25 protein-coding genes are annotated in these 26,522 nt (G+C 72.2%); 17 read left to right on the top strand and 8 right to left on the bottom strand.

Translation table 11 applies throughout. The features are described 5' to 3' along the window. Positions 1-758 (top strand): glycine--tRNA ligase (locus B1H55_RS09960; RefSeq protein ID WP_080461715.1); only part of this gene is annotated, 758 nt, incomplete at its 5' end. Between the two features lie 11 nt (positions 759-769). Then, positions 770-2,095 (top strand): YibE/F family protein, encoded by a 1,326-nt coding sequence (locus tag B1H55_RS09955; RefSeq protein WP_073451707.1) that lies wholly within the window; start codon positions 770-772, stop codon positions 2,093-2,095. Here the strand turns inward: B1H55_RS09955 and dusB are convergent. Then, positions 2,047-3,315 (bottom strand): tRNA dihydrouridine synthase DusB, encoded by a 1,269-nt coding sequence (gene dusB / locus B1H55_RS09950; RefSeq protein WP_077240282.1) that lies wholly within the window; start codon positions 3,313-3,315, stop codon positions 2,047-2,049. The two genes, B1H55_RS09955 and dusB, sit on opposite strands and share 49 nt — an antisense overlap. 90 nt (positions 3,316-3,405) lie before the next feature. Here dusB and B1H55_RS09945 point away from each other — a divergent pair, with 90 nt between their 5' ends. Further along, a complete protein-coding gene (locus B1H55_RS09945; protein WP_077240281.1) occupies positions 3,406-4,254 on the top strand; it encodes an SDR family oxidoreductase in 849 nt (282 codons plus the stop codon). A 142-nt stretch (positions 4,255-4,396) separates the two neighbouring features. Further along, positions 4,397-4,942: a SixA phosphatase family protein gene (locus B1H55_RS09940; RefSeq protein ID WP_157750261.1), complete on the top strand. Its 546-nt coding sequence runs from the start codon at positions 4,397-4,399 to the stop codon at positions 4,940-4,942. Between the two features lie 12 nt (positions 4,943-4,954). On the opposite strand, the gene serB is transcribed toward B1H55_RS09940, so the two are convergent. Together serB and glgC are read right to left on the bottom strand one after the other, a co-directional pair. Then, positions 4,955-5,743 (bottom strand): phosphoserine phosphatase SerB, encoded by a 789-nt coding sequence (gene serB, locus B1H55_RS09935; RefSeq protein WP_371836538.1) that lies wholly within the window; start codon positions 5,741-5,743, stop codon positions 4,955-4,957. A gap of 93 nt (positions 5,744-5,836) precedes the next feature. Continuing rightward, positions 5,837-7,081, bottom strand: a complete 1,245-nt coding sequence (gene glgC / locus B1H55_RS09930; RefSeq protein WP_077240279.1) for a glucose-1-phosphate adenylyltransferase — start codon at positions 7,079-7,081, stop codon at positions 5,837-5,839. Between the two features lie 217 nt (positions 7,082-7,298). Between glgC and glgA the strand changes: the two genes are divergently transcribed. Then, positions 7,299-8,528: a glycogen synthase gene (gene glgA / locus B1H55_RS09925; protein WP_077240897.1), complete on the top strand. Its 1,230-nt coding sequence runs from the start codon at positions 7,299-7,301 to the stop codon at positions 8,526-8,528. Positions 8,529-8,592: 64 nt separating this feature from the next. On the opposite strand, the gene B1H55_RS09920 is transcribed toward glgA, so the two are convergent. Beyond that, positions 8,593-9,336 (bottom strand): hypothetical protein, encoded by a 744-nt coding sequence (locus B1H55_RS09920; protein WP_077240278.1) that lies wholly within the window; start codon positions 9,334-9,336, stop codon positions 8,593-8,595. A gap of 141 nt (positions 9,337-9,477) precedes the next feature. Here B1H55_RS09920 and B1H55_RS09915 point away from each other — a divergent pair, with 141 nt between their 5' ends. From B1H55_RS09915 to B1H55_RS09895, 5 genes are all read left to right on the top strand, one after another. Beyond that, positions 9,478-10,212: a hypothetical protein gene (locus B1H55_RS09915; protein ID WP_077240277.1), complete on the top strand. Its 735-nt coding sequence runs from the start codon at positions 9,478-9,480 to the stop codon at positions 10,210-10,212. Between the two features lie 145 nt (positions 10,213-10,357). Then, entirely contained in the window at positions 10,358-11,194 is an 837-nt protein-coding gene (locus B1H55_RS09910) for an ABC transporter ATP-binding protein (RefSeq protein ID WP_073451721.1), read from the top strand. A 52-nt stretch (positions 11,195-11,246) separates the two neighbouring features. After that, positions 11,247-11,687 carry an NfeD family protein gene (locus B1H55_RS09905; protein WP_073451723.1) on the top strand — a complete coding sequence of 147 codons (441 nt, stop codon included), beginning with the start codon at positions 11,247-11,249 and terminating at the stop codon, positions 11,685-11,687. A gap of 69 nt (positions 11,688-11,756) precedes the next feature. Further along, on the top strand, positions 11,757-12,917 hold the full coding sequence (locus tag B1H55_RS09900) for an SPFH domain-containing protein (RefSeq protein WP_073451725.1): 1,161 nt from the start codon (positions 11,757-11,759) through the stop codon (positions 12,915-12,917). Positions 12,918-13,061: 144 nt separating this feature from the next. Next, positions 13,062-13,931 (top strand): TrmH family RNA methyltransferase, encoded by an 870-nt coding sequence (locus B1H55_RS09895; RefSeq protein ID WP_073451727.1) that lies wholly within the window; start codon positions 13,062-13,064, stop codon positions 13,929-13,931. Between the two features lie 115 nt (positions 13,932-14,046). Here the strand turns inward: B1H55_RS09895 and B1H55_RS09890 are convergent, their stop codons facing one another. Next, positions 14,047-16,155 (bottom strand): glucose PTS transporter subunit IIA, encoded by a 2,109-nt coding sequence (locus B1H55_RS09890; RefSeq protein WP_073451729.1) that lies wholly within the window; start codon positions 16,153-16,155, stop codon positions 14,047-14,049. 300 nt (positions 16,156-16,455) lie between these two features. Between B1H55_RS09890 and B1H55_RS09885 the strand changes: the two genes are divergently transcribed. The 3 genes from B1H55_RS09885 to B1H55_RS09875 all read left to right on the top strand — a co-directional run bounded on the left by B1H55_RS09885 (position 16,456) and on the right by B1H55_RS09875 (position 19,755). Continuing rightward, positions 16,456-18,114, top strand: a complete 1,659-nt coding sequence (locus B1H55_RS09885; RefSeq protein ID WP_172575547.1) for an ABC-F family ATP-binding cassette domain-containing protein — start codon at positions 16,456-16,458, stop codon at positions 18,112-18,114. A 153-nt stretch (positions 18,115-18,267) separates the two neighbouring features. Further along, a complete protein-coding gene (locus B1H55_RS09880; RefSeq protein ID WP_073451732.1) occupies positions 18,268-18,663 on the top strand; it encodes a HesB/IscA family protein in 396 nt (131 codons plus the stop codon). Between the two features lie 69 nt (positions 18,664-18,732). After that, positions 18,733-19,755 (top strand): FKBP-type peptidyl-prolyl cis-trans isomerase, encoded by a 1,023-nt coding sequence (locus tag B1H55_RS09875; protein ID WP_096519436.1) that lies wholly within the window; start codon positions 18,733-18,735, stop codon positions 19,753-19,755. A gap of 160 nt (positions 19,756-19,915) precedes the next feature. On the opposite strand, the gene B1H55_RS09870 is transcribed toward B1H55_RS09875, so the two are convergent. Then, entirely contained in the window at positions 19,916-20,542 is a 627-nt protein-coding gene (locus B1H55_RS09870) for a superoxide dismutase (protein WP_077240276.1), read from the bottom strand. Positions 20,543-20,728: 186 nt separating this feature from the next. Here B1H55_RS09870 and B1H55_RS09865 point away from each other — a divergent pair, with 186 nt between their 5' ends. Further along, positions 20,729-21,181 (top strand): hypothetical protein, encoded by a 453-nt coding sequence (locus tag B1H55_RS09865; RefSeq protein WP_073451734.1) that lies wholly within the window; start codon positions 20,729-20,731, stop codon positions 21,179-21,181. A gap of 143 nt (positions 21,182-21,324) precedes the next feature. Here B1H55_RS09865 and B1H55_RS09860 read toward each other — a convergent pair whose 3' ends face one another. After that, on the bottom strand, positions 21,325-22,959 hold the full coding sequence (locus B1H55_RS09860) for a DEDD exonuclease domain-containing protein (RefSeq protein WP_231952998.1): 1,635 nt from the start codon (positions 22,957-22,959) through the stop codon (positions 21,325-21,327). Positions 22,960-23,164: 205 nt separating this feature from the next. Here B1H55_RS09860 and B1H55_RS09855 point away from each other — a divergent pair, with 205 nt between their 5' ends. Continuing rightward, positions 23,165-24,025 (top strand): lysophospholipid acyltransferase family protein, encoded by an 861-nt coding sequence (locus tag B1H55_RS09855; protein WP_073451737.1) that lies wholly within the window; start codon positions 23,165-23,167, stop codon positions 24,023-24,025. A 27-nt stretch (positions 24,026-24,052) separates the two neighbouring features. Here B1H55_RS09855 and B1H55_RS09850 read toward each other — a convergent pair whose 3' ends face one another. Continuing rightward, the gene (locus tag B1H55_RS09850; RefSeq protein WP_073451739.1) at positions 24,053-24,301 is read right to left on the bottom strand and encodes a hypothetical protein; all 249 of its coding nucleotides are present in this window, start codon (positions 24,299-24,301) and stop codon (positions 24,053-24,055) included. Positions 24,302-24,504: 203 nt separating this feature from the next. Here B1H55_RS09850 and B1H55_RS09845 point away from each other — a divergent pair, with 203 nt between their 5' ends. After that, positions 24,505-25,734 (top strand): pyrophosphate--fructose-6-phosphate 1-phosphotransferase, encoded by a 1,230-nt coding sequence (locus tag B1H55_RS09845; RefSeq protein WP_073451741.1) that lies wholly within the window; start codon positions 24,505-24,507, stop codon positions 25,732-25,734. Between the two features lie 481 nt (positions 25,735-26,215). Then, the coding region (locus B1H55_RS09840; protein WP_240494189.1) for a 3-deoxy-7-phosphoheptulonate synthase at positions 26,216-26,522 on the top strand (307 nt) is incomplete at its 3' end.

Genomic DNA, 26,522 nt, shown 5'->3' with positions numbered 1-26,522 from the left:
TCGAGCAGATGGAGATGGAGTTCTTCTGCAAGCCGGGCACCGACGAGGAGTGGCACCAGTACTGGATCGACTACCGGCGCGACTGGTACATCGACCTGGGCATCGACCCCGCCAACCTGCGCGAGTACGAGCACCCCGCTGAGAAGCTCTCCCACTACTCCAAGCGCACGGTGGACCTGGAGTACCGCTTCGGCTTCGCCGGCTCGGAGTGGGGCGAGCTCGAGGGCGTCGCCAACCGCACGGACTTCGACCTCACCACCCACGCCGAGCACTCCGGCAAGGACCTGTCCTACTTCGACCAGACCACCAACGAGCGCTGGGTCCCCTACGTCATCGAGCCCGCCGCCGGCCTGACCCGCTCCATGATGGCCTTCCTCGTGGAGGCCTACCACGAGGACCAGGCCCCCAACACCAAGGGCGGCGTCGACACCCGCGTGGTCCTCAAACTCGACGCGCGCCTGGCCCCGGTCAAGGTCGCCGTCCTGCCGCTGAGCCGCAAGGAGGAGCTCACCGGCCCGGCCAGGGCCGTCGCCTCTCGCCTGCGCCGCCTGTGGAACGTCGAGTACGACGACGCGGGCGCGGTGGGCCGCCGCTACCGGCGCCAGGACGAGATCGGCACACCGCTGTGCCTCACCTACGACTTCGACTCCCCGGAGGACGGGGCCGTCACGGTGCGCGAGCGCGACACCATGGTCCAGGAGCGCGTGCCCCTGGAGGGCATCGAGCGCTACCTGGCCGAGCGGCTCGCCGGCTGCTGACGGCGCCCGGCATGTCGGGGCACTCCCACCACCACGGCGCCCCGCCCGTCCCGGCGGGCGAGGCGCGCCGCGTGAGGATCGTGCTGGCGGCGATCGTCGTGCCGATCGTCCTGGCCACCCTCGTGGGGCTGGCGCTGCTGTGGCCGGGGAAGAGCTCGCTCATGGGCTCGCGGCCCTTCGCCGTCGAGGGCTCCTCCATGGAGACCGCCACGGTCACCTCCACCTCCGTGTCCGACTGCGAGGACTCCGCCAAGGTCCTCGGCGGGATCTCCGACGGCTCACTGCTCACCGACGCCCTGTGCGCCGAGATCACCAGCGGTGACGGCAAGGGCCTCGTCGTGCCGGTCCATATCCCGCCCGAGTCGGCCCGCGTCGCCGACCCCGGTGACCCCATGAAGGTGCTCTACACGCCCCAGGCGCTGGCCGGCGGCACACCCTACGTCTTCGTCGACTACCAGCGCAGCCTGCCGATCGGGCTGCTGGCGGCCGTCTACCTCGTGCTCGTGCTCGCGGTGGCCGGCAAGCGCGGCGCGCTCAGCGTCCTGGGCCTGCTCATGGCCACCGCCGTGCTCATGGGCTTCATGATCCCCGCGCTGCTCGCCGGGGAGAACGCGTTGGCCGTGACCCTCACCGGGTCGCTGGCGATGATGCTCATGGCGGTCTACGTGGCGCACGGCGTGTCCGTGCGCACCACCACCGCGCTGCTCGGCACCTTCGCCGGCGTCATCATCACCGTGCTGCTCGCGCTGTGGGGGACGAGCTCATCCAACCTGACCGGCGCCGTCGACGACACCGCCATCACCCTCAACGGACTCGTGAGCGAGGCCGGCGTCCACCTCGACCTGCGGGCCCTGCTCACCTGCGGGATGGTGGTGGCGGGGCTCGGCGTCCTCAACGACGTCACCATCACGCAGGCCTCTGCCGTCTGGGAGCTGCACGCAGCCAACCCCGCCATGCCCCGGGGCCGCCTGTTCACCGGCGGCATGAGGATCGGGCGCGACCACATCGCCTCCACCGTCTACACCCTCGCCTTCGCCTACGCGGGCACTGCCCTCCCACTGATCCTGGCGGCCTCCCTCATCGACCGCTCCATGATCGACACGCTGCTCAGCGGGGAGATCGGCGAGGAGATCGTGCGCACGCTCGTATCCTCCATCGGGCTCGTCCTGGCGATCCCCGCGACCACGGCCATCGCCACCATCCTGTGCCGCACCGGTGGTGCGGGGCCGGGCGCCGACAGCGCGAGGAGCCCGGCCGGCTCGAGGGCGGCCGCCCCCGGCGGCCCGGCTCAGCCCCCCGAGACGTCAGACTCGGCCTCGCCCAGCAGCGCGGCCTGATCGGCGTCGAGCACGGGGGAGTCCAGCCAGCCGTCGGGCAGGTGGGGGCGCTTCGGATGGCCCGCGCGACCACGGGGCCCCTCGACGGCCTCGCCGGGGTAGGGCACCTGGGCAGGGAGATGCGAGCGCATGGCCCCCAGGGCGGCGTCGAGCTCGGCCAGCGAGCCCACCCGCATGAGCGCGTTGCGGGCCGTCCCGCCCACCGGGTAGCCCTTGAGGTACCAGCCCACGTGCTTGCGCAGGTCGCGCACGCCCCGGTCCTCGCCCATCTCATCGGCCAGCAGCCGCGCGTGCTCGCGGATGACGGCGATGACGGCGTCGAGATCCGGGCGCGTGCGGGAGGCCTCGCTGCGCATGGCGGCGACGATGTCGGCGAAGAGCCACGGGCGCCCCTGGCAGCCGCGCCCCACGACCACGCCGTCGCAGCCGGTGGCGGCCATCATGCGAACGGCGTCATCGCCCACCCAGATGTCCCCGTTGCCCAGCACCGGCAGGCGCGTGGACTCCTTGAGCTCGGCGATGCGGGACCAGTCGGCCCGACCCGAGTAGTGCTGCCGGGCGGTGCGCGCATGCAGGGCGACGGCGGCGACGCCGGCGTTCTCCGCCGCGCGGGCGGCGTCGAGGAAGGTCTCGTGGGACTCGTCGATCCCCACGCGCATCTTCATCGTCACCGGCACCTCCCGCGGGCGATGAGCGGCCCGGGCGGCGCTCTCCGCGGCACTCACGCACTCGCGCAGGATCGCGGCGAGCAGGTCCCGCTTCCACGGCAGGGCGGCGCCCCCGCCCTTGCGGGTCACCTTGGGCACGGGGCAGCCGAAGTTGAGGTCGATGTGGTCGGCGAGGTCCTCCTCGACGAGGATGCGCACGGCTCTTCCCGCGATGACCGGGTCGACGCCGTAGAGCTGGATCGAGCGGACCCGCTCGGCGGGATCGGTGCGCACCATGGCCAGCGTCTTCTCATTGCGCTCCACGAGGGCACGGGTGGTGACCATCTCCGTGACGTACAGGCCTGCGGGCGCCCGGAGGCCGCCGCCGTCGGTGGGGATCGGTCCCGGGGAGGCGGGGCGCGCGGCCTCGGGGAGCGCGGATTCGGCGGCCTGGCGGCACAGTCGGCGGAAGGAGGCGTTCGTGACGCCCGCCATCGGCGCGAGGACCACGGGCATGGGCACCTCGATGGGACCCAGGCGCAGCGGGGCGGGGGAGGGCGAAGGGGTGGTCACGCGCTCATGCTGGCACGGAGTCGCCGCCCCGGGGACGGCGCCACCCCGTAGGCTGTGCCTGTGACGGCTGCGACGGGCCCGGGAGGGGCCATGAATCCGAGCCCGGGCGCACCCCCCGGGCTGCTGCGGGGGCGCACGATCCTCATCACCGGGGTGATGCGCCCCTCCTCGATCGCCGCCTCCGTGACCCGCGTCGCCGCCGAGCAGGGAGCCCGCGTCATCCTCACCGCGCATCCGCGCGCCCGGGTCCTCGCGGAATCCGTCGCCGCGGCGCAGGGCCTGGCCGAGCCCGTGGTGGGGCTCGATGTGGCCGATCCCGCGTCCCTGGCCGCGCTGCCGGGCGAGTTGGAGCGCCTCGGCGTGGTGCGGCTCGACGGCGTCGTCCACTCGATCGCCCGCGCCGGCCGCGACCTCCTTGGGACGGTGCTGCCCGCCGGGGCGGAGGAGGCGGACGACGGCGAGCGGATGCGGGCCCGCCTCGAGGAGGCGGGGGAGGCTCGCATGGCGGCGCTCCGCGACGCCTTCATCGTCTCCGCCGCGTCCCTCCCCGCGCTCGTCGAGGCGACGGCGCCGCTGCTGGACCGGGGGAGCTCTGTGCTCGCCCTCACCTTCGACACCTCCCGCGTGTACCCCGGCTACGGCTGGATGGGGCCGCTCAAGGCCGCCCTCGAGGCCTCGGTGCGCTCCCTCGCCGTCGAGCTCGGGCTCCGGGGCGTGCGGGTCAACGCCCTGTCCGCGGGGCCGCTGCGCACGACGGCGGCCTCCGCGATCCCCGCGTTCGATGATCTCGTGGGCGACTGGGGGGCGGGCGCCCCGCTCGGCTGGGACCCCGACGATGCCGCTCCGGTGGCGCGCACGGCCGTTGCGCTCCTGTCCGACTGGATGCCCGCGACCACCGGGGCCGTCATCCACGCCGATGGCGGGGCGACCCTGTCATGACGACGGGCGGCGGCGCGCGGCATGCCGGGCGGCGGCGCGCCGATCCTGCCGGCGTGCCGACGACCGATCCACCGGTCCCTCGCCCATCAGCCCCGAGCCGCGCGCTCCCGATCCATGTGCTTTCGATCCACAAGGAGAACCCATGACTGAGACCGCTCCCCGCGCAGCCGCTACCGGCGCTGCCGAGGCTGTTGATGCCCGCACGCTCGTCCTCATCCGCCACGCCCGTGCAGCCGCGGCGCCCACGGATATCGAGCGGCCGCTGTCCGACGCCGGCGCGGCGCAGGCCCGGGCCCTGGCGGCTGCTCTCGCCACCCGGGTGGGGAGAGCCGACCTGCTCATCGTCTCGCCCGCGGCGCGCGCGCGACAGACCTCCCAGCCGATCATCGCGAGGCTGTCCCCGGGGCGGACCCGCGTGGAGGAGGACGTGTACTTCGGGGGCGGCCGGGCCGTCCTCGACCTGGTGCGGGAAACGGGACCGAGCGCGCGCACGGTGGTCGTGGTGGGGCATGAGCCGACGACCTCCGAGCTCGCCGCCTATCTTGACGGCGGAGTGAGCGAGTTCGGGCGGCGGGTCTCCTACGGGATGTCGACCGCCAACGCCGCCGTCCTGCGGGTGGACTCGTCCTGGGCCGCCCTCACCGGCGGCGGGGCCGAGGTCATCGATCTTCTCACCCCCGCTCATTGACCGCCTGTTGCCCTACTGAGCGGTGCCGTTTTCACCGACAGGTGCGGGCAGGACGCACCTGTCGGTGAAAACGGCACCACTCGGGGTGATGCGCAGGAGGTCGAGAACGAGGCGCAGGTCGCGCGCATCGATCCGCGCCGGGGCCTGCTCGCGGACCAGCGGTTTGGCGCAGAACGCGATCCCGAGGCCCGCCGCGTGGATCATGTCGAGATCATTCGCGCCGTCGCCCACCGCCACCGTGCGCTCCATCGGCACCGAGCGCTCAGCCGCCCACTGGCGCAGGCAGGCCTCCTTCACGCCTCGGTCCACGATCCTCCCCAGGACCCGCCCGGTGAGGCGCCCATCGGCGACCTCCAGCCGGTTGGCGGCCACATGGTCGATCCCCAGGCGCTCGGCCAGGGGCAGGACGACCTCCTCGAAGCCCCCCGAGACCACGCCCACGGCGCAGCCCCGCTCATGCAGTTCCGCGATGAGGCCCTCCGCCCCGCGGGTCGGGCGGACCTCGGCCAGGACCTCGGCGAACACGGCCTCCGGGACGCCCGCCAGCGTCGCCACCCGCTCTCTCAGCGAGGCCGCGAAGTCGAGCTCGCCGCGCATCGCCCGCTCAGTGACCGCGGCGACCTCCTCATGGGTGCCCGCCCGCTCGGCGATGAGCTCGATGACCTCCTGCTCGATGAGCGTGGAGTCCACGTCCATGACCAGCAGCCCCGGGCCGTGCAGGGCCAGCGCCCCGCGGGCGCGGGCGCCCGAGACCCCAGGGGTCGGTGCGGCGGGGGAGTCGGTGGCGCTCATGGGGCTCATGGGCGCGATCGTACCGAGTGCGCGCACCCGGGCCCCGGCGCGCCCTGTCGGGTGCGCCGGGGCCCGGGGAGGCCCGCTCAGGTGGGCGGTGCGTCAGCGCGTGACGACCTTCCCCTTGGGAACCACGGTGATGCCGGACTCGGTGACGGTGAAGCCGCGCTCGAGGTCGTGCTCCTGGTCGATGCCGACCATGGCGCCCTCCTCGATGACCACGTGCTTGTCGAGGATCGCGCGGTTGACCACCGTGTTCCGCCCGATCTGCACGCCGTCCATGATCACGGAGGAGCGCACCGAGGACCACGAGTTCACGCGCACCGACGGCGAGAGCACCGAGGAGATCACCTCACCGCCGGAGACGATGACCCCGGGTGAGACGATCGAGTCGACGGCGTGCCCCAGGCGCTCGTGGTGCCCGTAGACGAACTTGGCCGGCGGCATCGAGGCGTCGTAGCCGGCGAACAGCGGCCATCGGTCGTTGTACAGGTTGAACACGGGGCTGACGCTGATGAGGTCCTGGTGGGCCTCGTAGAACGCGTCCACCGTCCCGACGTCGCGCCAGTAGCTCCGATCGCGCTCGCTCGCGCCGGGGACGTCGTTGTCCTTGAAGTCGTAGACGCCGGCCTCGCCGCGGGAGACGAACCACGGCACGATGTTGCCGCCCATGTCGTGCTTGGAGGACTCATCGGCCGCGTCCGCGGTGACGGCCCGCAGGAGCGCGTCGGCATCCATGATGTAGTTCCCCATGGAGGCGAGGATCTCGTCGGGGGAGTCCGGCAGTCCGGGGGTGTCCTTCGGCTTCTCCACGAAGGCCTTGATGACTCCCCGGTTGGCCGGGTCCGACTCGATGACGCCGAACTGATCCGCCAGGGAGCGCGGCTGGCGGATGCCCGCGACGGTGCAGGGCAGTCCGGAGGCGATGTGGTGGTCCAGCATCTGGGAGAAGTCCATGCGGTAGATGTTGTCCGCGCCGGTGATGACCACGTAGTCCGGCCGCTCGTCGTCGAGCAGGTTGAGGGACTGGTAGATCGCGTCCGCGGAGCCGAGGAACCAGTGCTTCCCAACGCGCTGCTGCGCGGGCACGGGCGCGATGTAGTTGCCCAGCATGTTGGACAGGCGCCAGGTCTTGGCGATGTGGCGGTCCAGCGAGTGCGACTTGTACTGGGTCAGCACGACGACCTTGAGGAAGCCGCTGTCGATCATGTTGGACAGGGAGAAGTCGATGAGCCGGTAGATCCCGCCGAAGGGCACGGCGGGCTTGGCCCGATCAACGGTCAGGGGCATGAGGCGCTTGCCTTCACCGCCGGCGAGGATGATTGCGAGGACACGAGGGGAAGCCATGGGACCACCCTACGGTGATCGAGGCCACTTATGCGACCGGTTTGGGGATGCGGATTGACATCTGACCTCACCGCTCGGCGCCGGGGAAGGGCTGAAACCCCGGCGGAGCGCCGCCTGGTCCCGCTACCGTTGCTCTGAGGCCCGCATCGCGGCCGACGGCGCCCTGCCCGCAGGGCGGCCCGAACGCGCACCCGAGGAGGCACAGGCAATGGCGTCACTGAGAGTCGATCTGCTCACCAAGGAGTACCCGCCGTTCATCTATGGAGGCGCTGGCGTCCACGTCAACGAGCTCGCGCGGGTGCTGCGGCCCCTGGCCGATGTGCGCGTCCACGCCTTCGGCGGGCGCCGCGAGCCCGGTACCGAGGGGGCCGACGACGGCGTGACCGGCTACCCGGAGATCGCCGAGCTGGAGGGGGCCAACGCGGCGCTGCGAACCTTCGGCGTCGACCTGGAGATGGCCGCCGGCTGCGAGGGCGCCGACATCGTCCACTCCCACACCTGGTACGCCAACCTCGCCGGCCATCTCGCCTCCCTGCTGCATGGTGCGCCCCACGTCCTGTCCGCCCACTCGCTGGAGCCCCTGCGCCCCTGGAAGGCCGAGCAGCTCGGCGGCGGCTACGCCCTGTCCTCCTGGGCCGAGCGCACCGCCTACGAGTCCGCCGCCGGGATCATCGCGGTCTCCAACGGCATGCGCGCCGACATCCTGCGCTCCTACCCGGCGGTCGACCCCGAGCGGGTCAAGGTGGTCCACAACGGCATCGACCTCGACGCCTGGCAGCGCCCCACCGGGCCCGAGGCCGACGCCGCGTCCTCCGCCGCCCTGGAGCGGCTGGGCATTGACCCCGCTCGGCCCACGATCGTGTTCGTCGGGCGCATCACCCGTCAGAAGGGCCTGCCCTACCTGCTGCGCGCCTGCGAGCTCCTGCCCGCCGAGGTCCAGGTCATCCTGTGCGCCGGTGCCCCGGACACCGCCGAGATCAAGGCGGAGGTCGAGGGCCTCGTGGCGGGGCTGCGCGAGAAGCGCACCGGTGTGGTGTGGATCGAGGAGATGCTGCCGCGCCCCGAGCTCATCGCCGTCCTGTCCGCCTCCGACGTCTTCGTGTGCCCGAGCGTCTACGAGCCCCTGGGCATCGTCAACCTCGAGGCCATGGCCTGCGGGCTGCCCGTCGTCGGCTCGGCGACGGGCGGCATCCCGGACGTCATCGTCGACGGCGCCACCGGACTCCTCGTTCCCATCGAGCAGGTCACCGACGGCACCGGGACCCCTGTGGAGCCCGAGACCTTCGTCCACGACCTCGCCGAGCGCCTCGCCTCGCTCGTCATGGACGAGGCCCTGGCCCGGCGCATGGGCCAGGCGGCCCGCGCCCGCGTGGAGGAGCACTTCTCCTGGGAGGCGATCGCCCAGCGCACGATGGATGTCTACCGCTGGGTGCTCGACCGCGGCTGAGATCCGCCGGGCCCGAGGGCCGAACCGCCGTCCCCGAAGGGCCGGCAGCCGGGGCCGTGCGGCCTCAGCGCGCCCCGGACCACCAGTCCGTCGCCGCAGCCACGCCCCGGCGCGCGGTATCGCGCAGGGGGCGCAGCACCCGCGCCCTGCGCTCGGCCTGGAGCGCCGTGGCCGCCGCGCCGTCGTCGTCCAACGCGATCTCGCAGATGCCCAGCAGGCGCAGCGAGCGCTCCAGGAGCTCGCGGCGCCGCTGGTCCAGCCCCGGCGGCAGGAGGCGCGGGTCGGCGACGGCGGTGATGAGATCCGTCAGGTCGTCGGCCAGCTCAGGGCGATCCCGGGCCAGGTCCAGCTCGGTGAGCGCCTCGATCGCCTCCTCCATCGCCGCGTGGACCTGGACGCGGGCGTCGGCGGCGTCGAAAGGGGGCACGGCCGCGCCGGGGCCCGCGGGCCCCGGGGGCAGGTCGACGAGGCGCCACACCGCGCTCGTGCCCGACGGCTCGGGGATGAGCAGGCTCGTCCGGGTCCCGTGCCGGATTCCTTCCCGCGGGGCGCTCAGCAGCACCGCCTCGCCGGCGTCGAGCGCCGCCCCCAGCCCCGGCAGGGGGTCGGAGGGGCTGGGGAGGACCGCCGCCACCCGCTCGGGACGCCCCGCCAGGGTCATCCACTCCAGCAGGGGAACCTCTCCGAGATCAGGATCGGCCACCGTGTGCGCCCCATCAGCGCCCTCCACGACGGCCGCGCCCCGCGACGAGGGCACGGGCAGCCACAGAGCGAGCAGGATCGAGGGACGGAGCTCGAGGTCAGTCACGCTGTGCACCCTAAACCGTTGGGAGCGCCGCGATCGCGAGGCCGCACCGGGCGCCGGGACGTAAGATGTCCTTAACTCCGTCCCCGCTGGACCGGCGTCCCCACCGGCCTCCCACGGGGGCAGCGTCTCCTGGAGGCACCGATGCCCATCGCCCCTGTTCCCCCGCGCTCTGATCGCCGGTCACTGCTCCTCGCGGTCCTGCTTCTGCCCGCGCTCCTCCCGTTGACCGCCTGCGGGGCGGGATCCGGGCCGAGCGCCGCGCCGTCGGCGCCCTCCACCGCCGCCGAGCAGGCCCCGGCGCCCTCCACCGCGCCGCCCGAGTCGGCCGCCCCCGCCGCGGTGCCATTCGGAGCCGCCACCGCCCTGAGTCCCCTGCCCTCGACCTCGGCCGCCCCCGCCGCCGCCGTCGATCCCTCCGACTACTCCTACCCCGGCTTCGACGGCGTAGCCTTCCTCACCCCCAGTCAGAACATCGCCTGCGTGATCGGTCCCGCGTCCTTCCCCGACGCGCTCGGCTCCGACTCCGCGCGGACTGTCGCCCCGCAGGCCTCCTGCGAGTTGGTGGACAGCCCCGAGCTGCACGCCGAGGATCAGGACGCCAATGGCTGCCCCACCGGGCCACTGGTCAAGGGCATCATCCGCACTGGTGAGTCCGGCCCCTCCTACGGAGCGTGCAAGACCGACATCAACGGGATCACCGCGTGGAGGCACGGGGGCGGCGCCATCACCGATTTCGATGCCTTCGGCTCGCTGGGTTATGGGCAGTCCGTGAGCGCGCACGGCTACACCTGCACCAGTGCGGAGGCGGGTGTGACCTGCCTGGATGGCGCAGGCCGCGGTTTCACCATCAGCCGGGACGATTACGCCCTCCACTGAGATGCGCCCCGTCGGTGCCTCGGGCCGGTCTCGGTGGCGTTTTCGACCGGTCTCGATCGCCATTTCGACCGGTCTCGGCGGAAGAGGGGGAGGGCTCGCGCGAGTGCTTGCGACTCAGGTCACGCGGGCGGGATAGGGTTGCCCCATGACCCGTGTTCTCCTCCTCGACGACGTCTCCCTGCACCGCGGGAGCACGCAGATCCTCGACCACCTCTCCTGGAGGGTCGACGAGGGCCAGCACTGGGTGGTTCTCGGGCCCAACGGCGCCGGCAAGACGACGGCCGCCCGCATGGCCGCCGCCCGTCTCTTCCCCTCCTCGGGGGCCGTGGAGGTCCTGGGGCGGCGCCTGGGCAGGGTGGACATCTCCGAGCTCCACCCCCGGATCGGGCTGAGCTCGTCGGCGATGGCCTCCACCTTCCATGCGGGGGACCGCGTGCTCGACATCGTCCTATCGGCCTCCTACGGCCGCATCGGCGTCTGGCGCGAGGAGTACGAGGACAAGGACACCGAGCGGGCCACCGCCCTGCTCACGGCCCTCGGGTCGGGCGCGCTCATCGAGCGCCGCTGGGCGAGCCTGTCCTCCGGTGAGCGCAAGCGCGTGGAGATCGCCCGCGCCCTCATGCCCGACCCCGAGCTCCTCATCCTCGACGAGCCCGCCTCGGGGCTCGACGTCGCCGGGCGCGAGCAGCTGCTGGGAGCACTCAGCCAGATCGTGGCCACACCCTCCTCCCCGACGATGGTCATGGTCACCCACCACCTGGAGGAGATCCCTGTGGGCTTCACCCACGCCCTCGCCCTGCGCGGCGGTCGGGCCGTGGGCTCGGGCCCCCTCGGCGAGGTCCTCACCAGCTCGACCATGTCGGCCGCCTTCGGCCTCCCCCTGGAGATCACCCGGGACCGAGGGCGCTTCGCCGCGAGGGGCGTCGCCGGGCCCACCACCCCCGCGGCCGCGCCCTCGCCCACCTCCGCACGGCGTTCCTGACCGGCACCCCCACCCCATCACGCCCGGCTCCGCCGGGCAGAAAGAGAGCACCATGGAATGGATCTGGTGGCTCGGCGCCGCCCTCGTCCTGGCGATCATCGAGACCCTCTCAGCCGACCTCACCTTCCTCATGCTCGCCGGGGGAGCGCTCGGCGGCATGGTCGCCTCCCTCCTCGGAGCGCCGCTGTGGCTGCAGGTCATCGTGGCCGCCGGCGTTGCCAGCCTGCTGCTCCTCGCCGTCCGCCCCGCCCTCAAGCGGCGCATGGCGTCCACCACCCCGGAGATGCGCACCAATGCCGACGCCATCGTCGGCTCCGCCGGGCGCGCCCTGACCGCCGTGGACGCTCTGGGCGGGCGCGTCCGCCTGGGCGGCGCGGAGTGGAGCGCCCGCCTGGCCGAGGGCCAGGGCCCCGGCGCGCGGCTCGAGCCCGGCGCGCCCATCACCGTCATGTCGATCGACGGCGCCACCGCCGTCGTCGCCCCCGCTGACTGACCAGTATTCCGACCCGGGTCCCTACGCGCCCTCGCGCAGGCCCCACCACCTATGGATCAAGGAGCTGATATGGAGAACGTCATCCTCGTCATCCTCGGCCTTTTCGTGCTGCTCGTCCTCGTGGCGATCGTGCGAGCCGTGAGGATCGTGCCCCAGTCGTATGCGATCATCGTCGAGCGCCTGGGCAAGTTCCAGGCCGAGTACGGCGCGGGGATGCACCTCCTGGTGCCCTTCGTGGACCGCGTGCGCACCACCGTGGACCTGCGCGAGCAGGTCGTGTCCTTCCCGCCGCAGCCGGTCATCACCTCCGACAACCTCGTGGTGTCCATCGACTCGGTCATCTACTACCAGGTCAACGACCCCAAGCGCGCCACTTACGAGATCTCCAACTACCTCCAGGCGATCGAGCAGCTGACCGTCACCACGCTGCGCAACGTCATCGGTGCCATGGACCTGGAGCAGACGCTCACCAGCCGTGACCAGATCAACGGTCAGCTGCGCGGCGTCCTCGACCAGGCCACCGGCCGCTGGGGCATCCGCGTGGGCAATGTGGAGCTGAAGTCCATCGACCCGCCCGCCTCCATCCAGGGCGCCATGGAGCAGCAGATGCGCGCCGAGCGCGACCGTCGCGCCGCCATCCTCACGGCCGAGGGCGTCAAGCAGTCCCAGATCCTCACGGCCGAGGGCGACAAGCAGTCCGCGATCCTGCGGGCCGAGGGCCAGGCCCAGTCCGCCATCCTCAAGGCCCAGGGCGAGTCCCGTGCCATCCTCCAGGTCTTCGACGCCATCCACCGCGGCAACGCCGACCCCAAGCTGCTGGCCTACCAGTACCTGCAGACCCTGCCCAAGATCGCCAACGGGCAGTCCTCCAAGATGTGGGTGGTGCCCACGGAGTTCACCGCGGCGCTCAACGGCATCGCCGGGGCTCTGGGCGGCAAGGGCGGGGATGGTCCGTCGGCCGCCTTCGCCGACGCCGGCGAGTCCGGTGAGGTCCAGGTGAACCTCGCGGGCATGGAGACCGGCCTCGACATCGCCTCCGACCTGGCCGCCACGAACCTGCAGACCCCCGAGGAGGCCCTGGCGCAGGCCCGCGGCGAGGCGGCCTCCGCCTCGCAGGAGGCGGCCGAGGCGCCGCAGCCCACGGGCGGCGCCAACCCGGCGGCCCCCTCCTTCCCGCCCTCGCGGGGCGGCGCGCACCGTCAGGAGCCCGAGCCCCCGCAGCAGGGGTGAGGCGCATCCCAAAACCCGACGGCGCAACGGGGAGACATGGATTCGGCCGACCGGCCGTCCTAGTCTCCCCGTTGTGCTGCGCATCCTCTCGCGCTCTCAGCGCGATCCCGCCTCCTCCCGCCCCCTCCGTCAGGGGGCCTCGCGATGATCGTCCCCGTCGAGCACGGCGATGATGACCGCCTCGCCGACTACACGCGCCTGACCGACGTCGCCCTGCGCCGCCGCCTCGAGACCGAGCGAGGGCTGTACATGGCCGAGTCCACCAAGGTGATCGCCAGGGCCGTCGAGGCCGGGCACGCTCCCCGCTCCTTCCTCATGGCCCCCCGCCACCTGGCCGAGATGGAACCGCTCATCGCCGCCGCCGTCGGCTGCCAGGGGGATCCCGAGGGCGGGCCGGTGCCCGTCTACGTGGCCGAGGAGGCCGTGCTGGAATCGATCACCGGGTTCCACCTGCACCGAGGGGCGCTGGCCGCCATGAACCGCCCCGCCCTCGCCCCGGTGCCCCAGTTGCTCGCAGCGGCCCGCGGGGGAGCTGGCGCCCGACGGGTGGCGGTCCTCGAGGACCTCGTCGACCACACGAACGTGGGCGCGGCCTTCCGCTCCGCGGCCGCCCTGGGCATGGACGCCGTGCTGGTCACGCCGCGCTGCGCCGACCCGCTCTACCGGCGCAGCGTGCGGGTTTCCATGGGCACCGTCTTCCAGGTGCCGTGGACGCGCATCGACCCCTGGCCGGCCCTCGACGACCTCCACGCAGCGGGCTTCACCGTGGCGGCCATGGCCCTGTCCGAGGACTCGATGAGCCTCGACGACTTCGCCGCCTCGTCCGCCTGCGCCGCATCGGGCTCCCGCGTGGCGCTCGTGCTCGGGACCGAGGGCGATGGCCTGCGACGGCGCACCGTGAGCGCCTGCGACGTCGTCGTGCGCATCCCCATGGCCGGGGGAGTGGACTCCCTCAACGTGGCCGCCGCGGCCGCCGTCGCCTTCTGGGCGCTGCGGGTCCCGGGCGAGGGCTGAGGGCCCGATTCCCGCCCCGATCCCGGTCGCCCTCCCGCTCCTGCCAGCCCTGCGGCACGGCTGAGGGCCGGCACCCCGTGGGGGAGCACCGGCCCTCGGCACCTTGAGCGACTTGTCAGTCCTTGGCGGTGATGCGCAGGAGCGCGGCGCCCTGCTCGACGCCGCCGGAGGCCACCAGCTCGACGGAGGCGAACTTCGCGGTGTTGGTGACGAGCACCGGGGTGGTCAGCGAGTAGCCGGCCTCCTCGACGACGGCGCGGTCGACGCGCACGAGCTCCTGGCCGGCCTCGACCCGGTCGCCCTGCTCGACTTTGACGTCGAAGCCCTTGCCCTCCAGGTTGACGGTGTCGATGCCCACGTGGATGAGCAGTTCGACGCCGTTGTCCAGGTTGATGCCGTAGGCGTGGCCCGAGGCGGGGGCGACGACGACCGTCCCGGCAGCGGGCGCCGTCACGACGATCTCGCCCGAGGGCGTCACGCCCGCGCCGTCACCGACGGCCCCGGTGGAGAACACCGGGTCCGGCACATCGGCCAGGGCCATGACATCGCCGGCGAGCGGCGAGGCGATCTCGGTGACCGCACCGGGCTCGAGGGCCTCCGGGGCAGCGGCGTCATCGGCCCCGGTGGCGCCCGCAGCGCCGGCCTCGAGGGCCAGATCCGCGGCGGTGTCCTCGGCGGAGGCCTCGACGGCGCCGCCGGCGGCAGCGGCCATGGCGGCGGCGCGCTCCTCCTTCGTGCGGTAGTCGGTGAGGATGATGAGCGTCATCGCGGTCAGGAAGGCCGCCGCGATGCCCACGACGTAGAGGAACATCGGGGAGAAGACCGGGATGGTCAGCAGGGAGGTGAACACGAAGGTCGAGGCCTTCAGGCCACCACCGATGCCGACGATGAGACCGCCCACGGCGCAGCCGACGAGCATGCGCGGGTAGATCCGCTTGAAGCGCAGGTGGATGCCGTAGAGGGACGGCTCGGAGATACCACCGAGGAGGCCCGCGGCGAGAGCGCCCGAGGCGGTCTGGCGCATGACGCGGTCCTTGTCGCGGATGGCCAGGACGAGCACACCGGCGGTGGCGCCGAAGCAGGCGAAGTTCCAGGTGCCCATGGGGCCCTGGATGAAGTCGTAGCCCAGGGTGTCGATGTTGATGAGCATGAGCGCGTTGAGCGGCCAGTGCAGGCCCAGCGGCACCAGGAACGGGTAGAGGAGCGGGATGACGATCGCGAAGACGATCGGCGCGCTGTTGTTGAGCCACGCCAGGCCGGCGCCGATGGCGCTACCGGCCCACACTCCGATGGGTCCCAGGAGGAAGGCGGTGACCGGCATCATGACGACGAAGGAGAGGAAGGGGACGAAGACCATCTGGAGGTTGACCGGGATGAGCTTCTGCAGGCCCTTGTACAGCGGCGCGAGGACCGCGACCATGATGAGCGGGACGAACACCTGGCCGCCGTAGTCATTGAGCTGCATGGGCAGGCCGAAGATGTGCGCGACGCAGGACTCGGTGCCCAGCGTGTGGTTCGTCGTGCAGGTGACCTGGTCGGAGAACTTCAGGGCCTCGGTGAACATGCCCGATCCCTCGGCGGTCTCGGTGTAGGCCTTGGAGCTCAGGCTCATGAAGTTCGGGGTCAGCAGCGCGGTCATGACGGCCGTGCCGACCCAGGGGTCGATGTTGAGCTTCTTGGCGGCGTTGTAGGCCACCATGATCGGCAGGAAGTAGAAGACCGAGCGCCACATGGAGTCCACGAAGACCCAGGTGGCGCCCTTGGCCGCGTCATCCCGGAAGTCCACGACGCCCAGTGCGTCGAGCATGGCCTCGAAGGCGATGATGAGCGAGGCGCCGAGCAGCACGGGGAGCAGCGGGCGGAAGGAGTCGGAGAGGTACTCGAAGAAGGCGTCGATGATCGCGTTCTTGCCGCGGGCCTTGGAGCGGGCGGCCGCCTTGACATCGGCGTCGGACATGGCCCCGGCGCTCTTCATCGCGGGCAGGTTCATGATCTCGGTGTACACGCCCTGGACGGCGCCGCCGATGACGATCTGGTAGCGGTCGCCCGACTGGGGAACCGCGCCGAGGACCCCGGGGATGGCCTCGACGGTGGCCTTGTCGATGACCGAGGCGTCGTGGAGTTCGAACCGGAGGCGGGTGGCGCAGTGCGTGAGGTGGACGATGTTGTCCGCCCCACCGACCGCGTCGAGGATCGCCTCGGGCGTGCTCGTGGTGGTGGTCATGGCGTGGGGATGCCTTTCTGACGTGTGGCCCGACGGCGGACAGTACCGTCGGCATAGCGTTTCTCCGGGCCCAGGGATCGGCCGCGCGGGCGGACGGGCACGGGGATGCCGCATTACTGAGATGTTACAGCCCCTGTGAGAGTTGCCTCAATCCTTGGGGGTCTCGGCGCGATACCGGGAACGCGCCTCAGCGGGCCCCGCCGGGGCGCCGGTGATGCCCCGCCGGCGCCCCGCGCAGGTCCGCCCCGCCCCGCGCCGGCCCGCTGGGAGCGCACCGGCGCGCCCCGTAGCATGTCCGCCGTGATCAACGTCCAGGACCTCACTCTGCGCATCGGTGCCCGCCGGCTCGTCGCCGGGGCCTCCTTCCGAGTCGACAGGGGCATGCGCATCGGCCTCGTCGGCCGCAACGGCGCCGGGAAGACCACGATGACCAAGCTCCTCGCCGCCGCCTCGGTGGCCCAGGGCACCAGCCAGGCCGTCGCCGACGGCGACGAGCGCCACGGGCTGGACGCCGTCGAGCACGAGGGCGTGATCTCCTGCAACGGGACCGTCGGCTATCTGCCGCAGGACACGAAGGTCGGGGATCTGGCGGAGATCGCCCGCGACCGCATCCTGTCCGCCCGCGGCATCGACTCCCTCCTGGCCCGCATCCGCAAGGCGGAGGAGCGCATCGCCACCACCGAGGGCGATGCCATGGCCAAGGCCCTCGACCGCTACACCCGCCTCGACCACGAGTTCACCATGGCCGGCGGCTACGCCGCCGCCTCCGAGGCCGCCCGCATCGCCGCGGCCCTCTCCCTGCCCGACCGAGTCCTCGACCAGCCCATCGGCACGCTCTCCGGCGGTCAGCGGCGCCGTGTCGAGCTCGCCCGCGTCCTGTTCGCCCATCCCGATACGCTGCTCCTCGACGAGCCGACCAACCACCTCGACCACGACTCCATCGTCTGGCTGCGCGACCACCTGCGCGCCTACTCCGGCGGCTTCATCGTCATCAGTCACGACGTCGAGCTCCTGCGCGACACCGTCAACCAGGTCATGCACCTGGACGCCAACCGCGGAGCCCTCGACGTCTACCACCTCGGCTGGGACGCCTACCTCAAGCAGCGAGCCGACGACGAGCACCGGCGCCGCCGCGAGCGCGCCAACGCGGAGAAGAAGGCGGCGACCCTGCGCGCCCAGGGCGAGAAGATGCGCGCCAAGGCCACCAAGGCCGTCGCCGCCCAGCAGATGCTCAAGCGCGCCGAGAGGCTCATGGCCGGCCTGGAGGCCGAGCAGCAGGCGGACAAGGTGGCCCACCTGCGCTTCCCCGACCCCGCCCCCTGCGGCAAGACGCCGCTGCGCGCGGCCGGGCTGTCCAAGGCCTACGGCTCCCTGGAGGTCTTCGCCGGGGTGGACCTCGCCATCGACCGGGGCTCTCGTGTGGTGGTCCTCGGCCTCAACGGCGCCGGCAAGACGACGCTCCTGCGCCTCCTGGCCGGCGTCGAGCCCCCGGACTCCGGCGAGGTCCTGCCCGGGCACGGCCTCAAGATCGGCTACTACGCCCAGGAGCACGAGACCATCGACAACGACCGCACCGTGGTGGAGAACCTGCGCTCAGCCGCCCCGGAGATGGATGACACGCAGGTGCGCAGCGTGCTCGGCTCCTTCCTGTTCTCGGGAGCGGACGCGGACAAGCCCGCCCGGGTCCTGTCCGGCGGGGAGAAGACGCGCCTGGCCCTGGCGATCCTCGTGGTCTCCAGCGCCAACGTCCTGCTGCTCGACGAGCCCACGAACAACCTCGACCCGGCCAGCCGCGAGGAGATCCTGCGGGCGCTGTCCACCTTCACCGGCGCCGTCGTGCTCGTCACCCACGACGAGGGCGCGGTGTCCGCCCTCAATCCCGATCGGGTGCTCCTGCTCCCCGACGGCGATGAGGACCTGTGGGGGGACGACTACCTCGAGCTCGTGGCCATGGCGTGATCGGGCCCGGCCGGAGCCCGCCCGGGCCCGGTGGGCGGCGGTGAGTGCCGTCACTCGGTGATCCGTGGAGCGCGGACGTAGGGTAGTCGTGAATGACCGCGTCGATCGACGGGGACGATTCGGAGACAGTACGGAAACAGTACGGAGACAGTCATGACCCAGACTCTTGAGACCGTGAGCACCGGGACCGCCGAGGTGCCCGAGCACGAGGTCCTCCTCACCGAGGCCGCCGCCGCCAAGGTCGCCTCCCTCCTGGAGCAGGAGGGCAGGGATGACCTGCGCCTGCGCGTGGCCGTGCAGCCCGGCGGCTGCTCCGGCCTCGTCTACCAGCTCTACTTCGATGAGCGCACCCTCGACGGCGATGCCGTGCGCGCCTTCCCGACCGGCGGCGGCGCCATGGAGAGCGTCGAGGTGGTCGTGGACCGCATGAGCGTGCCCTACCTGTCCGGCGCGACCATCGACTTCGCGGACACGATCGAGAAGCAGGGCTTCACCATCGACAACCCGAACGCCACGGGCACCTGCGCCTGCGGCGAGTCCTTCCACTGATCCTCACTGAGCGGGTCCTCCCGCCGCATCAGCGGCGGGAGGACCCCTCACCGACCCGAGAGGCGAGTAGTGCCTTCCTTCCCCTCCCTTCCCGCCGTCGGCCGCGTGAAGCGCCGCGGCCCCGCCCTCGGCGCGATCGCGCTGACCGCGGGTCTGGCGCTGGGCGCCTGCGGCGACGTCTCGGAGCAGGCCTCCGACGCGAGCCCCGCCACCCCGTCAGCGGTCGCCTCGCCCGTGACACCGTTGACCGGTGTCGACTGCTCCACGCTGACCATCGACTCCGACTCGGCCGCGCTGCCGGCCGTCAGCGGTGATGCGGGCGCCAAGCCGACCCTCACCTGGAGCGGCCAGGCCGCACCGGCGAATCTGACCGTCAAGACCCTCGACGAGGGGACGGGCGACGCGGTCACGGGCACCGACATCGTCTCCGCCTCCTACGCCGGTTGGGAGTGGGGCGGCGACGCCACTTTCGATGCCTCCTACGATCGCGGGGCCCCGACGCCCTTCAGCCTCCAGCAGGTGGTCCCGGGCTGGACCTGCGGGCTGGCCGGCCACAGGGTCGGCGAGCGCGTGATCATGTCGATCCCGCCGGAGCTCGGCTACGGTCAGGGCATCGCGCAGCCCGGCTCCGGGCAGCCCCAGGGCCCGCTGGCGTTCGTCGTCGAGATCGTCTCCAAGGCCTCATCCCAGGATGTCGACTCCGCCGTCTCCACGGCCACCATGGAGGGGGAGGAGAAGGCGTCCGCTCGCGGGATCACGGTGACCGGAGCGCTCGGCTCCGAGGCGACGATCAGCGTGGCCGCGGGCACTGCGGAGCCCACCGAGCCCGAGGTCATCGTGCTTGCCCGCGGCACGGGGCAGCCCCTGCCCGCGAACGCCACCGCTGCGGCGAATCTCGCCTTCTCCACGTGGGACGGCTCGCAGACCGGCTCCACCTGGAAGGAGGGCGTCCTCCAGACTGTGCAGACGGCCCAGCTCAAGGGCCTGGAAGGAGTGCCCACCGGGTCGCGCGTCATCGTGCTGACCCCGCCCGCCCCGGACGGCTCGGCGCCGTCGTTCGCCTACGTGATGGACGTGGGCGCGGCCCTCTGACCCGTGCGGACGCTCCGCACGGGCGCGAAGGGCGGCATGGAACCCCGCCGCTCACGCCGCCCGGGCGACGATGAGAGCGCCCCGCGACCGGATGATCGGTCGCGGGGCGCTCTCATCCTGAGCCCGGGGCCGGAGGCGGGACCCGTTCGGGGCTCAGAAGTCAGGAGGCGTTGAGGATCTCAGAGCGCTTGGAGGCGGCCAGGGCGAGGCTCTCGGAGACGTTCTGCCAGTTGGCGATGTTCCAGATCGCCTTGACGTAGTCCGCCTTGACGTTGAGGTAGTCGAGGTAGAAGGCGTGCTCCCACATGTCCACGAGGAAGAGGGGGAGAGTGCCCGCGGGGAGGTTCGACTGGTGGTCGAAGAGCTGGAAGATGACCAGCTTGCCGGACAGCACGTCGAAGGCCAGCATCGCCCAGCCCGATCCCTGGATGCCCAGGGCGGCGGCCGTGAACTGGGCCTGGAACTGCTTGAAGGAGCCGAAGGAGTCCTTGATGGCCTCGGCCAGCTCGCCCTCGGGCTCGCCGCCGGCGTTCGGGGCGAGGTTCTTCCAGAAGATCGTGTGGTTGGTGTGGCCGGCCAGGTTGAAGGCGAGGTTCTTCTCCCACAGGTTGATGGCGGCGAAGTCATCCGCCTCCCGGGCGGCGGCCAGGGCGTCGAGCGCGGCGTTCGCGCCCGAGACGTAGGCGGCGTGGTGCTTGTCGTGGTGGAGCTCCATGATGCGCCCGGAGATGTGGGGCTCGAGGGCGGCGTAGTCGTAGGGGAGCTCGGGCAGGGTGTAGACGGCCATGCGGCGTGCCTTTCAGGTCGGTGAGCGGATCCGGTCCGGCGCGACGAAGCGCTAGGACTGAAGTCCCGGATGTGTTCTCATCGTAGGTCGCCCGGCCGGGAGTGGGTAGCCGAGCGGCCTCTGCCCGGCTGTGATTACACTGACCGCTGAACGCCTTGCCGACCAGACCGTCCTTCGGAGGACTTCATGACCGCCAATGACTCACCTGGCGCCGCCGACCGCCTCGAGCTCCTCGTCTTCTCCGACGACGCCAATGTCCGCCGCGAGGTCATCGAGGGCATCGGCCGCCGCCCCGCCAAGGGCATGCCGCTCGTGACCTGGTTCGAGGCGGCCACCGCCGAGGGCGTGCGCCTGGCGATGAAGGACCGCGCCGAGGCCGGCCGGAGGCCCTTCGACGCGCTCGTGCTCGACGGCGAGGTCAAGAAGTACGGCGGCATGGGCCTGGCCCACGAGCTCTTCACCGAGATGGACCGCCGCCCCCCGGTGCTGCTCCTGACCGCCCGCCCCCAGGATGACTGGCTGGCCGCCTGGTCCAAGGTCGAGGCCGTCGTCTCCCGGCCCCTGGAGCCCCTGGCCCTCCAGGAGGGCATCGTCGCGGCGCTCCGCGCCCGCCGGGGCAGTGTCGTGGCCGCGGGTTGACAAGAGGGCTGAAGACCGGCTGAACCGGGACGGGGCCCGGCCTCTCCTCCGCGCCAACCGCGAGCCGAGGCGCCCTCAGGCTCTCCGGCGGGCCCGATGCCGGCCCCACGGGCCCGATCCCCGCCCCTGCGAACCCTCTCGGCTCAACCCGCGTCGATGACCCGTTGGTGGCGGGCGGCGGCGCCGATGGGCCAGGCCAGGACGGACGGATCGCCGTCGACCTCGACGAGGCGGGCGCCGTCGTCGAGGACCCAGGGGGTCAGCAGCAGCGTCTCCTCCACGCTGGCCGCCCGTCCCACGCGCTCGGGGCGGTCGACGACCTGGGCCGTGGCGCGCAGGGCGTCCACGTAGGGGCGCGGGTCCGCGCCGGGCGGGGTGACGAGCGATCCCGCCAGTCGCCCCCAGCGCACGGCGACGAGCTCCCAGCCGCCCGTCTCGCGGCGCCTGGCGGCGATGAGGTGCGGGCAGAGGAGCAGGGGCCTGGCGGTCTCCGCGCGACGCGCGCCCAGGAGCAGTGAGCGCAAGCGGGAGGTCCATGCGCCCGCCTCCTCGTAGCGCTCGCGCTCGGCCAGGCCGGCCACGCGCTCCAGGATGGGCACGGCCACGAGGTCGATGCTCCCGGCCAGGGCCCGGCGCGCGGTTTCGGCGTCGGCGGGGGAGTCGTCGCCCGAGACCTGGCGCAGACCCGTGCCGTCCCAGGCGCTCAGCCGCAGGACCGACTCGGCGGCCCGCTGCGCCTCGGCACCGGCCGCTCGGGAGGGGAAGGGGCCGATGGCCTCGGCCACGGCCCCGGTGGGCAGTGCGGTGGTCAGCGCCAGGCGCGGACCGGCGCCCCGGCGCCCCTGGTCCACGCGTAGCCAGGGCCGGCGCTGGGGCGCGCGGGAGCGGCGGTTGAGGGGCGGGTCGAGTTCGGCGATGAGGCGCAGTTCGCGAACGCGGGCCTCGATCTCGGTGGGTGTCTCGATGTGGCGCACGCTCACGGCGGTGTCGAGCATGCGGGCGATGCGACCGCGCTTCTCCGCGGCGGTGAAGTAGGAGCGCACGCGGCGGTGGAGGTCGGAGGCGCTGCCGATGTAGAGCGCCTGCCCTGCGGGGGAGAGGAACTCGTAGACGCCCGGGGCGTGGGGGAGCGGGTCGGCCAGACGTGCCTTGGCGCGGCGCTTGGCGGGGATGGGGTCCGCCGCGGTGGCCAGGTCCTCCACGTGGGTGATGCCCAGCGGCGCGAGGGCCTCGAGGGCGGCGTGGAGGACGTCGACGGTGGCGCGGGCGTCGTCGAGGGCTCGGTGCGTGGGGCGGGTGGGGGAGCCGACGAAGGCGGCGAGGGTGCCGAGCTTGTGATTGGGCACGTCGGTGCGGGACCAGGCCTTGCGCGCCAGGGCGAGGGTGTCGACGATGCGGGGCTCGTCCCAGGGCAGGCCCAGAGCGCGGGCGGCGCCGCGCAGGTGGCCGACGTCGAATCGGGCGTTGTGCGCCACGAGGATCGGGTCGGCGGCCCCGTCATCGGTCGGGGAGGTCCGGCGGGACCAGGCCAGGAACGCGGCGAGCGCCTCCTCAAGGGCCGGCGCGGTTGCGACCATGGCGTTGGTGATCCCGGTGAGCAGCGTGATCTGGGCGGGGATGGGCGCTCCGGGGTTCGCCAGGGTGGAGAACTCGTCGTCGACGATGCCGCCGCGCACGCGGACGGCCCCGATCTCGGTGATGGCGTGGGCGCCGGGGCCCGCGCCGGTGGTCTCCAGGTCGACGACGACGAAGGTCGCCTCGCGCAGGGGCGTGCCCATGTCCTCGAACGAGCCCTGCGTGCCGGGGCGGCCCCGCGGATGGGAGGCACCGGAGCGCGGATCGTGGGAGCCGTCGGCGGAACGCGTGGGTGGGGGCACGGTGCGAGGCTAGACTTCGTGGTGCGGTCGCTCCAAGGGCGCCCCGCCGGGCGCGTGGGGCGGATGCGAGCGCCAGCAGTAGGAGTCGAGAGCGCAGGAGGCCCCCGTGGGATACCGAGGCATGAAGGCCGCCGCCGGCCCCGCCCTGGAGATGCTCTACCAGCCCTGGATCAGGGGCGAGGAGCACATCCCCGCCGAGGGCGCGGCGATCCTCGCCTCGAACCACCTGGCGGTGATCGACTCCTTCTTCCTGCCGCTGCTCATCGACCGCGAGGTGGCGTTCATCGGCAAGTCCGACTACTTCACCGGTAAGGGCGTCAAGGGCTGGGCGGTCAAGCGCTTCATGACGGCCGTGGGCACGATCCCGGTGGACCGCTCGGGCGGCAAGGCCTCCCAGGCGGCCCTCCAGGCGGGGATCGACCGGCTGCGGGCGGGCGAGCTGTTCGGCATCTACCCCGAGGGCACTCGCAGCCCCGATGGGCGCATGTACCGCGGCAAGACGGGCGTGGCGCGCATCGCCCTGGCCACGGGCGCGCCGATCATCCCGGTGGCGATGATCGGATCGAATATCGCCCAGCCGATCGGGCAGGTGATCCCCTCCACCCGCCACCGCGTGGGCATCGTCGTGGGGGAGCCCTTGGACTTCTCCCGTTACAGGGGACTCGAGAACGACCGCTTCGTGCTGCGCTCCATCACCGATGAGGTCATGTACGCGCTCATGTCCCTGTCCGGGCAGGAGTACGTGGACGTCTACGCGGCGGACGTGAAGAAGCTGATGGACACCGAGAGGATCACGGCCCTGGAGGCCACGGACCGCCTGCTGGCCCAGCAGGCAGGCTCGCGCCCCGCCGCCCCCGTGGCGGCCCCCGGTGGCCGCCCCGCCCCCGAGGTGAGCGTCCCCGAGCCCCCCGACGATGAGGCCGACGATGGCGACGAGTCGGACGAGGAGCCCACCCCGGAGTCCTGAGACCGCCGGCGGCGGGGCCGATCGGTCTCAGGCGGCCAGTGCCAGGGACGCCCCCCAGGCCGCCAGGACGGCGAGGGCCCTGGTCTCATCGGCGGAGGCGGGCGGGATGGCGTCAGCGGCCGCCGTGCCACTGGCCGATGAGGGCGCTCGACCGGGTGAGCGGGCGGCGAGGAGCGTGGCGACTGGAAGGGCCGCCATCCCCGTCAGCGCCGTGCGACGGCTCAGGGAGGGCGGGGCAGGGGGGAAGAGCGCGATCTGGGAGCGCCGGGCGTGCATAGGACCTACTTTCAGAAGTGAAGGTTATGGCAATGAAGGTTGCCATAACATAACTTTATTCTGCTCGCCGCGGCCGGAGCCGATGGTTTCGCTCTGGGGGAGACTGGGATCGGGAAAGTGGCGGCCAGGGGCACCGGCGCCTCCCGAGCACGCGCGGCTAGGATGAGGGCTGTCACTTCTCAACCTTCACCGAAAGGCCCACGATGACGATCCGTCGCGTCGCCCTGCTCACCGCGGGCGGCTTCGCCCCCTGCCTCTCCGCCGCCGTCGGCGACCTCATCGAGCGCTACACCGAGGTCGCCCCCGATGTCGAGATCATCGCCTATCAATACGGCTACCACGGCCTGCTCACCGGCAACTACATCGTCGTCGACGCCGAGGGCCGCAAGAATGCCGGCCTCCTGCGCGAGTTCGGCGGCTCCCCGATCGGCAACTCCCGCGTCAAGCTCACCAACGCCAAGAACCTCGTCGAGCGCGGCCTGGTCGCCGAGGGCGTCAACCCCCTGGAGTTCGCGGCCGAGCAGCTGCGCAAGGACGGCGTCGACGTCCTGCACACCATCGGCGGCGACGACACCAACACCACCGCCGCGGACCTGGCCGCCTATCTCCACGACAACGACTACGAGCTCACCGTCGTCGGCCTGCCCAAGACCATCGACAACGACGTCGTGCCGATCCGCCAGTCCCTCGGCGCCTGGACGGCCGCCGAGGAGGGCGCCGGATTCGCCTTCAACGTCATCGGCGAGCACCGCTCCAACCCGCGCATGCTCATCATCCACGAGTGCATGGGCCGCAACTGCGGCTACCTCACCGCCGAGACCGCCCGTCGCTACCACGAGCTGCTCGACACCAAGCAGTGGGCCCCCTCGCTGGGCCTGGCCAAGGAGCGCTGGGACGTCCACGCCGTCTTCCTGCCCGAGGTCAAGCTCGATATCGCGGCCGAGGCCGAGCGCCTCAAGGCGATCATGGACGAGCAGGGCAACGTCAACGTCTTCCTGTCCGAGGGCGCCGGCGTGCCCGAGATCATCGCGGAGATGGAGGCCAAGGGCGAGGAGGTCCAGCGCGACCCCTTCGGCCACGTCAAACTCGACACCATCAACCCCGGGCAGTGGTTCGCCAAGCAGTTCGCCGAGCTGATCGGCGCTGAGAAGGTCATGGTCCAGAAGTCCGGCTACTACTCGCGCGCCGCCGCCGCCAATGCCGAGGACCTCGCCCTCATCAAGCGGATGTGCGACCTCGCCGTCGACTGCGCCCTGCGCGGCGAGTCGGGCGTCATCGGCCAGGATGAGGAGAACGGCGATGCCCTGGGGGCCATCCCGTTCCCGCGCATCGCCGGCGGCAAGCCCTTCGACATCACCCAGCCCTGGTTCACCGGGCTCATGAGCGAGATCGGCCAGACCGTCGCCCCTGCCGACACCGCGCCGGAGCACTGAGGCGGGCGGGCAACCCGGCCGACCGGGCCGGCCGGGTCGGCCGGGTTGCCCGCCCGCTCGGGGTCGGCGGCGCCATGCGCACGGCGCCGCCGGCCCCGGGTTCGTCCTTGGCGCCCATGGGCGTGCCGCCTCAGGTCGAGCGGAGTGGGAGTCGCACGCTCGCAACGGGAGCGCTCCGACTTTTCGTTGGAATGGCGTAGGCGCTGCATGCGCCTGAGACCTCCCGTGCGCATTCGGGCCTCGAATGCGCGCGGGAGACTCCACGGCCCGAGATCACTTCGCGTGATTCCAACGTTCTGAATCCTGAGGTGTTCTCCGAGCGTGCAGCTCCGCATCTCAGCGGCTCGCCGGCAATCGACTGACGTCCCCGTGATGCTCGAATGGCGAGTCGGCCGCGGTCGTCGGGCCCGGGCGGGCCCTGATCCCGGCATGCGGCGGGGGACTCGGGCCGGCCCCGCCCTGGCCTATGCTGATCGGCGTGATGAACGAGCTCGAGGCCACCGCCAGTCCTGGCACCTGGCGGGATCGTCCTGCTGCGCAGCAGCCCGCCTACCCGGACCCCGCGGCCCTGGCGGCCGTCGGCGAGGACCTGCGCTCGCGCCCCCCGCTCGTGTTCGCCGGCGAGGTCGACTCCCTGCGCGCCCGCATGGCCGAGGCCGCGCGGGGCCGGGCCTTCGTTCTCATGGGCGGGGACTGCGCCGAGTCCTTCGACGGCAACACCGCCACCGATATCCGCCTCAAGGTGCAGACCATCCTGCAGATGGCCGCGGTGCTCACCTACGGCGCCT

The organism is Actinomyces denticolens (assembly GCF_002072185.1).
Lineage (GTDB): Bacteria > Actinomycetota > Actinomycetes > Actinomycetales > Actinomycetaceae > Actinomyces > Actinomyces denticolens.
Note: the sequence above shows the minus strand (reverse complement) of the source record. Positions and strands in the feature narration are given on the sequence as shown.

Bases quoted from the DNA above. Each gene is read 5' to 3' on its own strand.
- B1H55_RS09955 (WP_073451707.1), top strand. From the start codon at position 770: ATGTCGGGGCACTCCCACCACCACGGCGCCCCGCCCGTCCCGGCGGGC.
- B1H55_RS09945 (WP_077240281.1), top strand. From the start codon at position 3,406: ATGAATCCGAGCCCGGGCGCACCCCCCGGGCTGCTGCGGGGGCGCACG.
- B1H55_RS09940 (WP_157750261.1), top strand. From the start codon at position 4,397: ATGACTGAGACCGCTCCCCGCGCAGCCGCTACCGGCGCTGCCGAGGCT.
- serB (WP_371836538.1), bottom strand. From the start codon at position 5,743: ATGAGCCCCATGAGCGCCACCGACTCCCCCGCCGCACCGACCCCTGGG.
- glgC (WP_077240279.1), bottom strand. From the start codon at position 7,081: ATGGCTTCCCCTCGTGTCCTCGCAATCATCCTCGCCGGCGGTGAAGGC.
- B1H55_RS09915 (WP_077240277.1), top strand. From the start codon at position 9,478: ATGCCCATCGCCCCTGTTCCCCCGCGCTCTGATCGCCGGTCACTGCTC.
- B1H55_RS09910 (WP_073451721.1), top strand. From the start codon at position 10,358: ATGACCCGTGTTCTCCTCCTCGACGACGTCTCCCTGCACCGCGGGAGC.
- B1H55_RS09905 (WP_073451723.1), top strand. From the start codon at position 11,247: ATGGAATGGATCTGGTGGCTCGGCGCCGCCCTCGTCCTGGCGATCATC.
- B1H55_RS09900 (WP_073451725.1), top strand. From the start codon at position 11,757: ATGGAGAACGTCATCCTCGTCATCCTCGGCCTTTTCGTGCTGCTCGTC.
- B1H55_RS09895 (WP_073451727.1), top strand. From the start codon at position 13,062: ATGATCGTCCCCGTCGAGCACGGCGATGATGACCGCCTCGCCGACTAC.
- B1H55_RS09890 (WP_073451729.1), bottom strand. From the start codon at position 16,155: ATGACCACCACCACGAGCACGCCCGAGGCGATCCTCGACGCGGTCGGT.
- B1H55_RS09880 (WP_073451732.1), top strand. From the start codon at position 18,268: ATGACCCAGACTCTTGAGACCGTGAGCACCGGGACCGCCGAGGTGCCC.
- B1H55_RS09870 (WP_077240276.1), bottom strand. From the start codon at position 20,542: ATGGCCGTCTACACCCTGCCCGAGCTCCCCTACGACTACGCCGCCCTC.
- B1H55_RS09865 (WP_073451734.1), top strand. From the start codon at position 20,729: ATGACCGCCAATGACTCACCTGGCGCCGCCGACCGCCTCGAGCTCCTC.
- B1H55_RS09860 (WP_231952998.1), bottom strand. From the start codon at position 22,959: ATGGGCACGCCCCTGCGCGAGGCGACCTTCGTCGTCGTCGACCTGGAG.
- B1H55_RS09850 (WP_073451739.1), bottom strand. From the start codon at position 24,301: ATGCACGCCCGGCGCTCCCAGATCGCGCTCTTCCCCCCTGCCCCGCCC.
- B1H55_RS09845 (WP_073451741.1), top strand. From the start codon at position 24,505: ATGACGATCCGTCGCGTCGCCCTGCTCACCGCGGGCGGCTTCGCCCCC.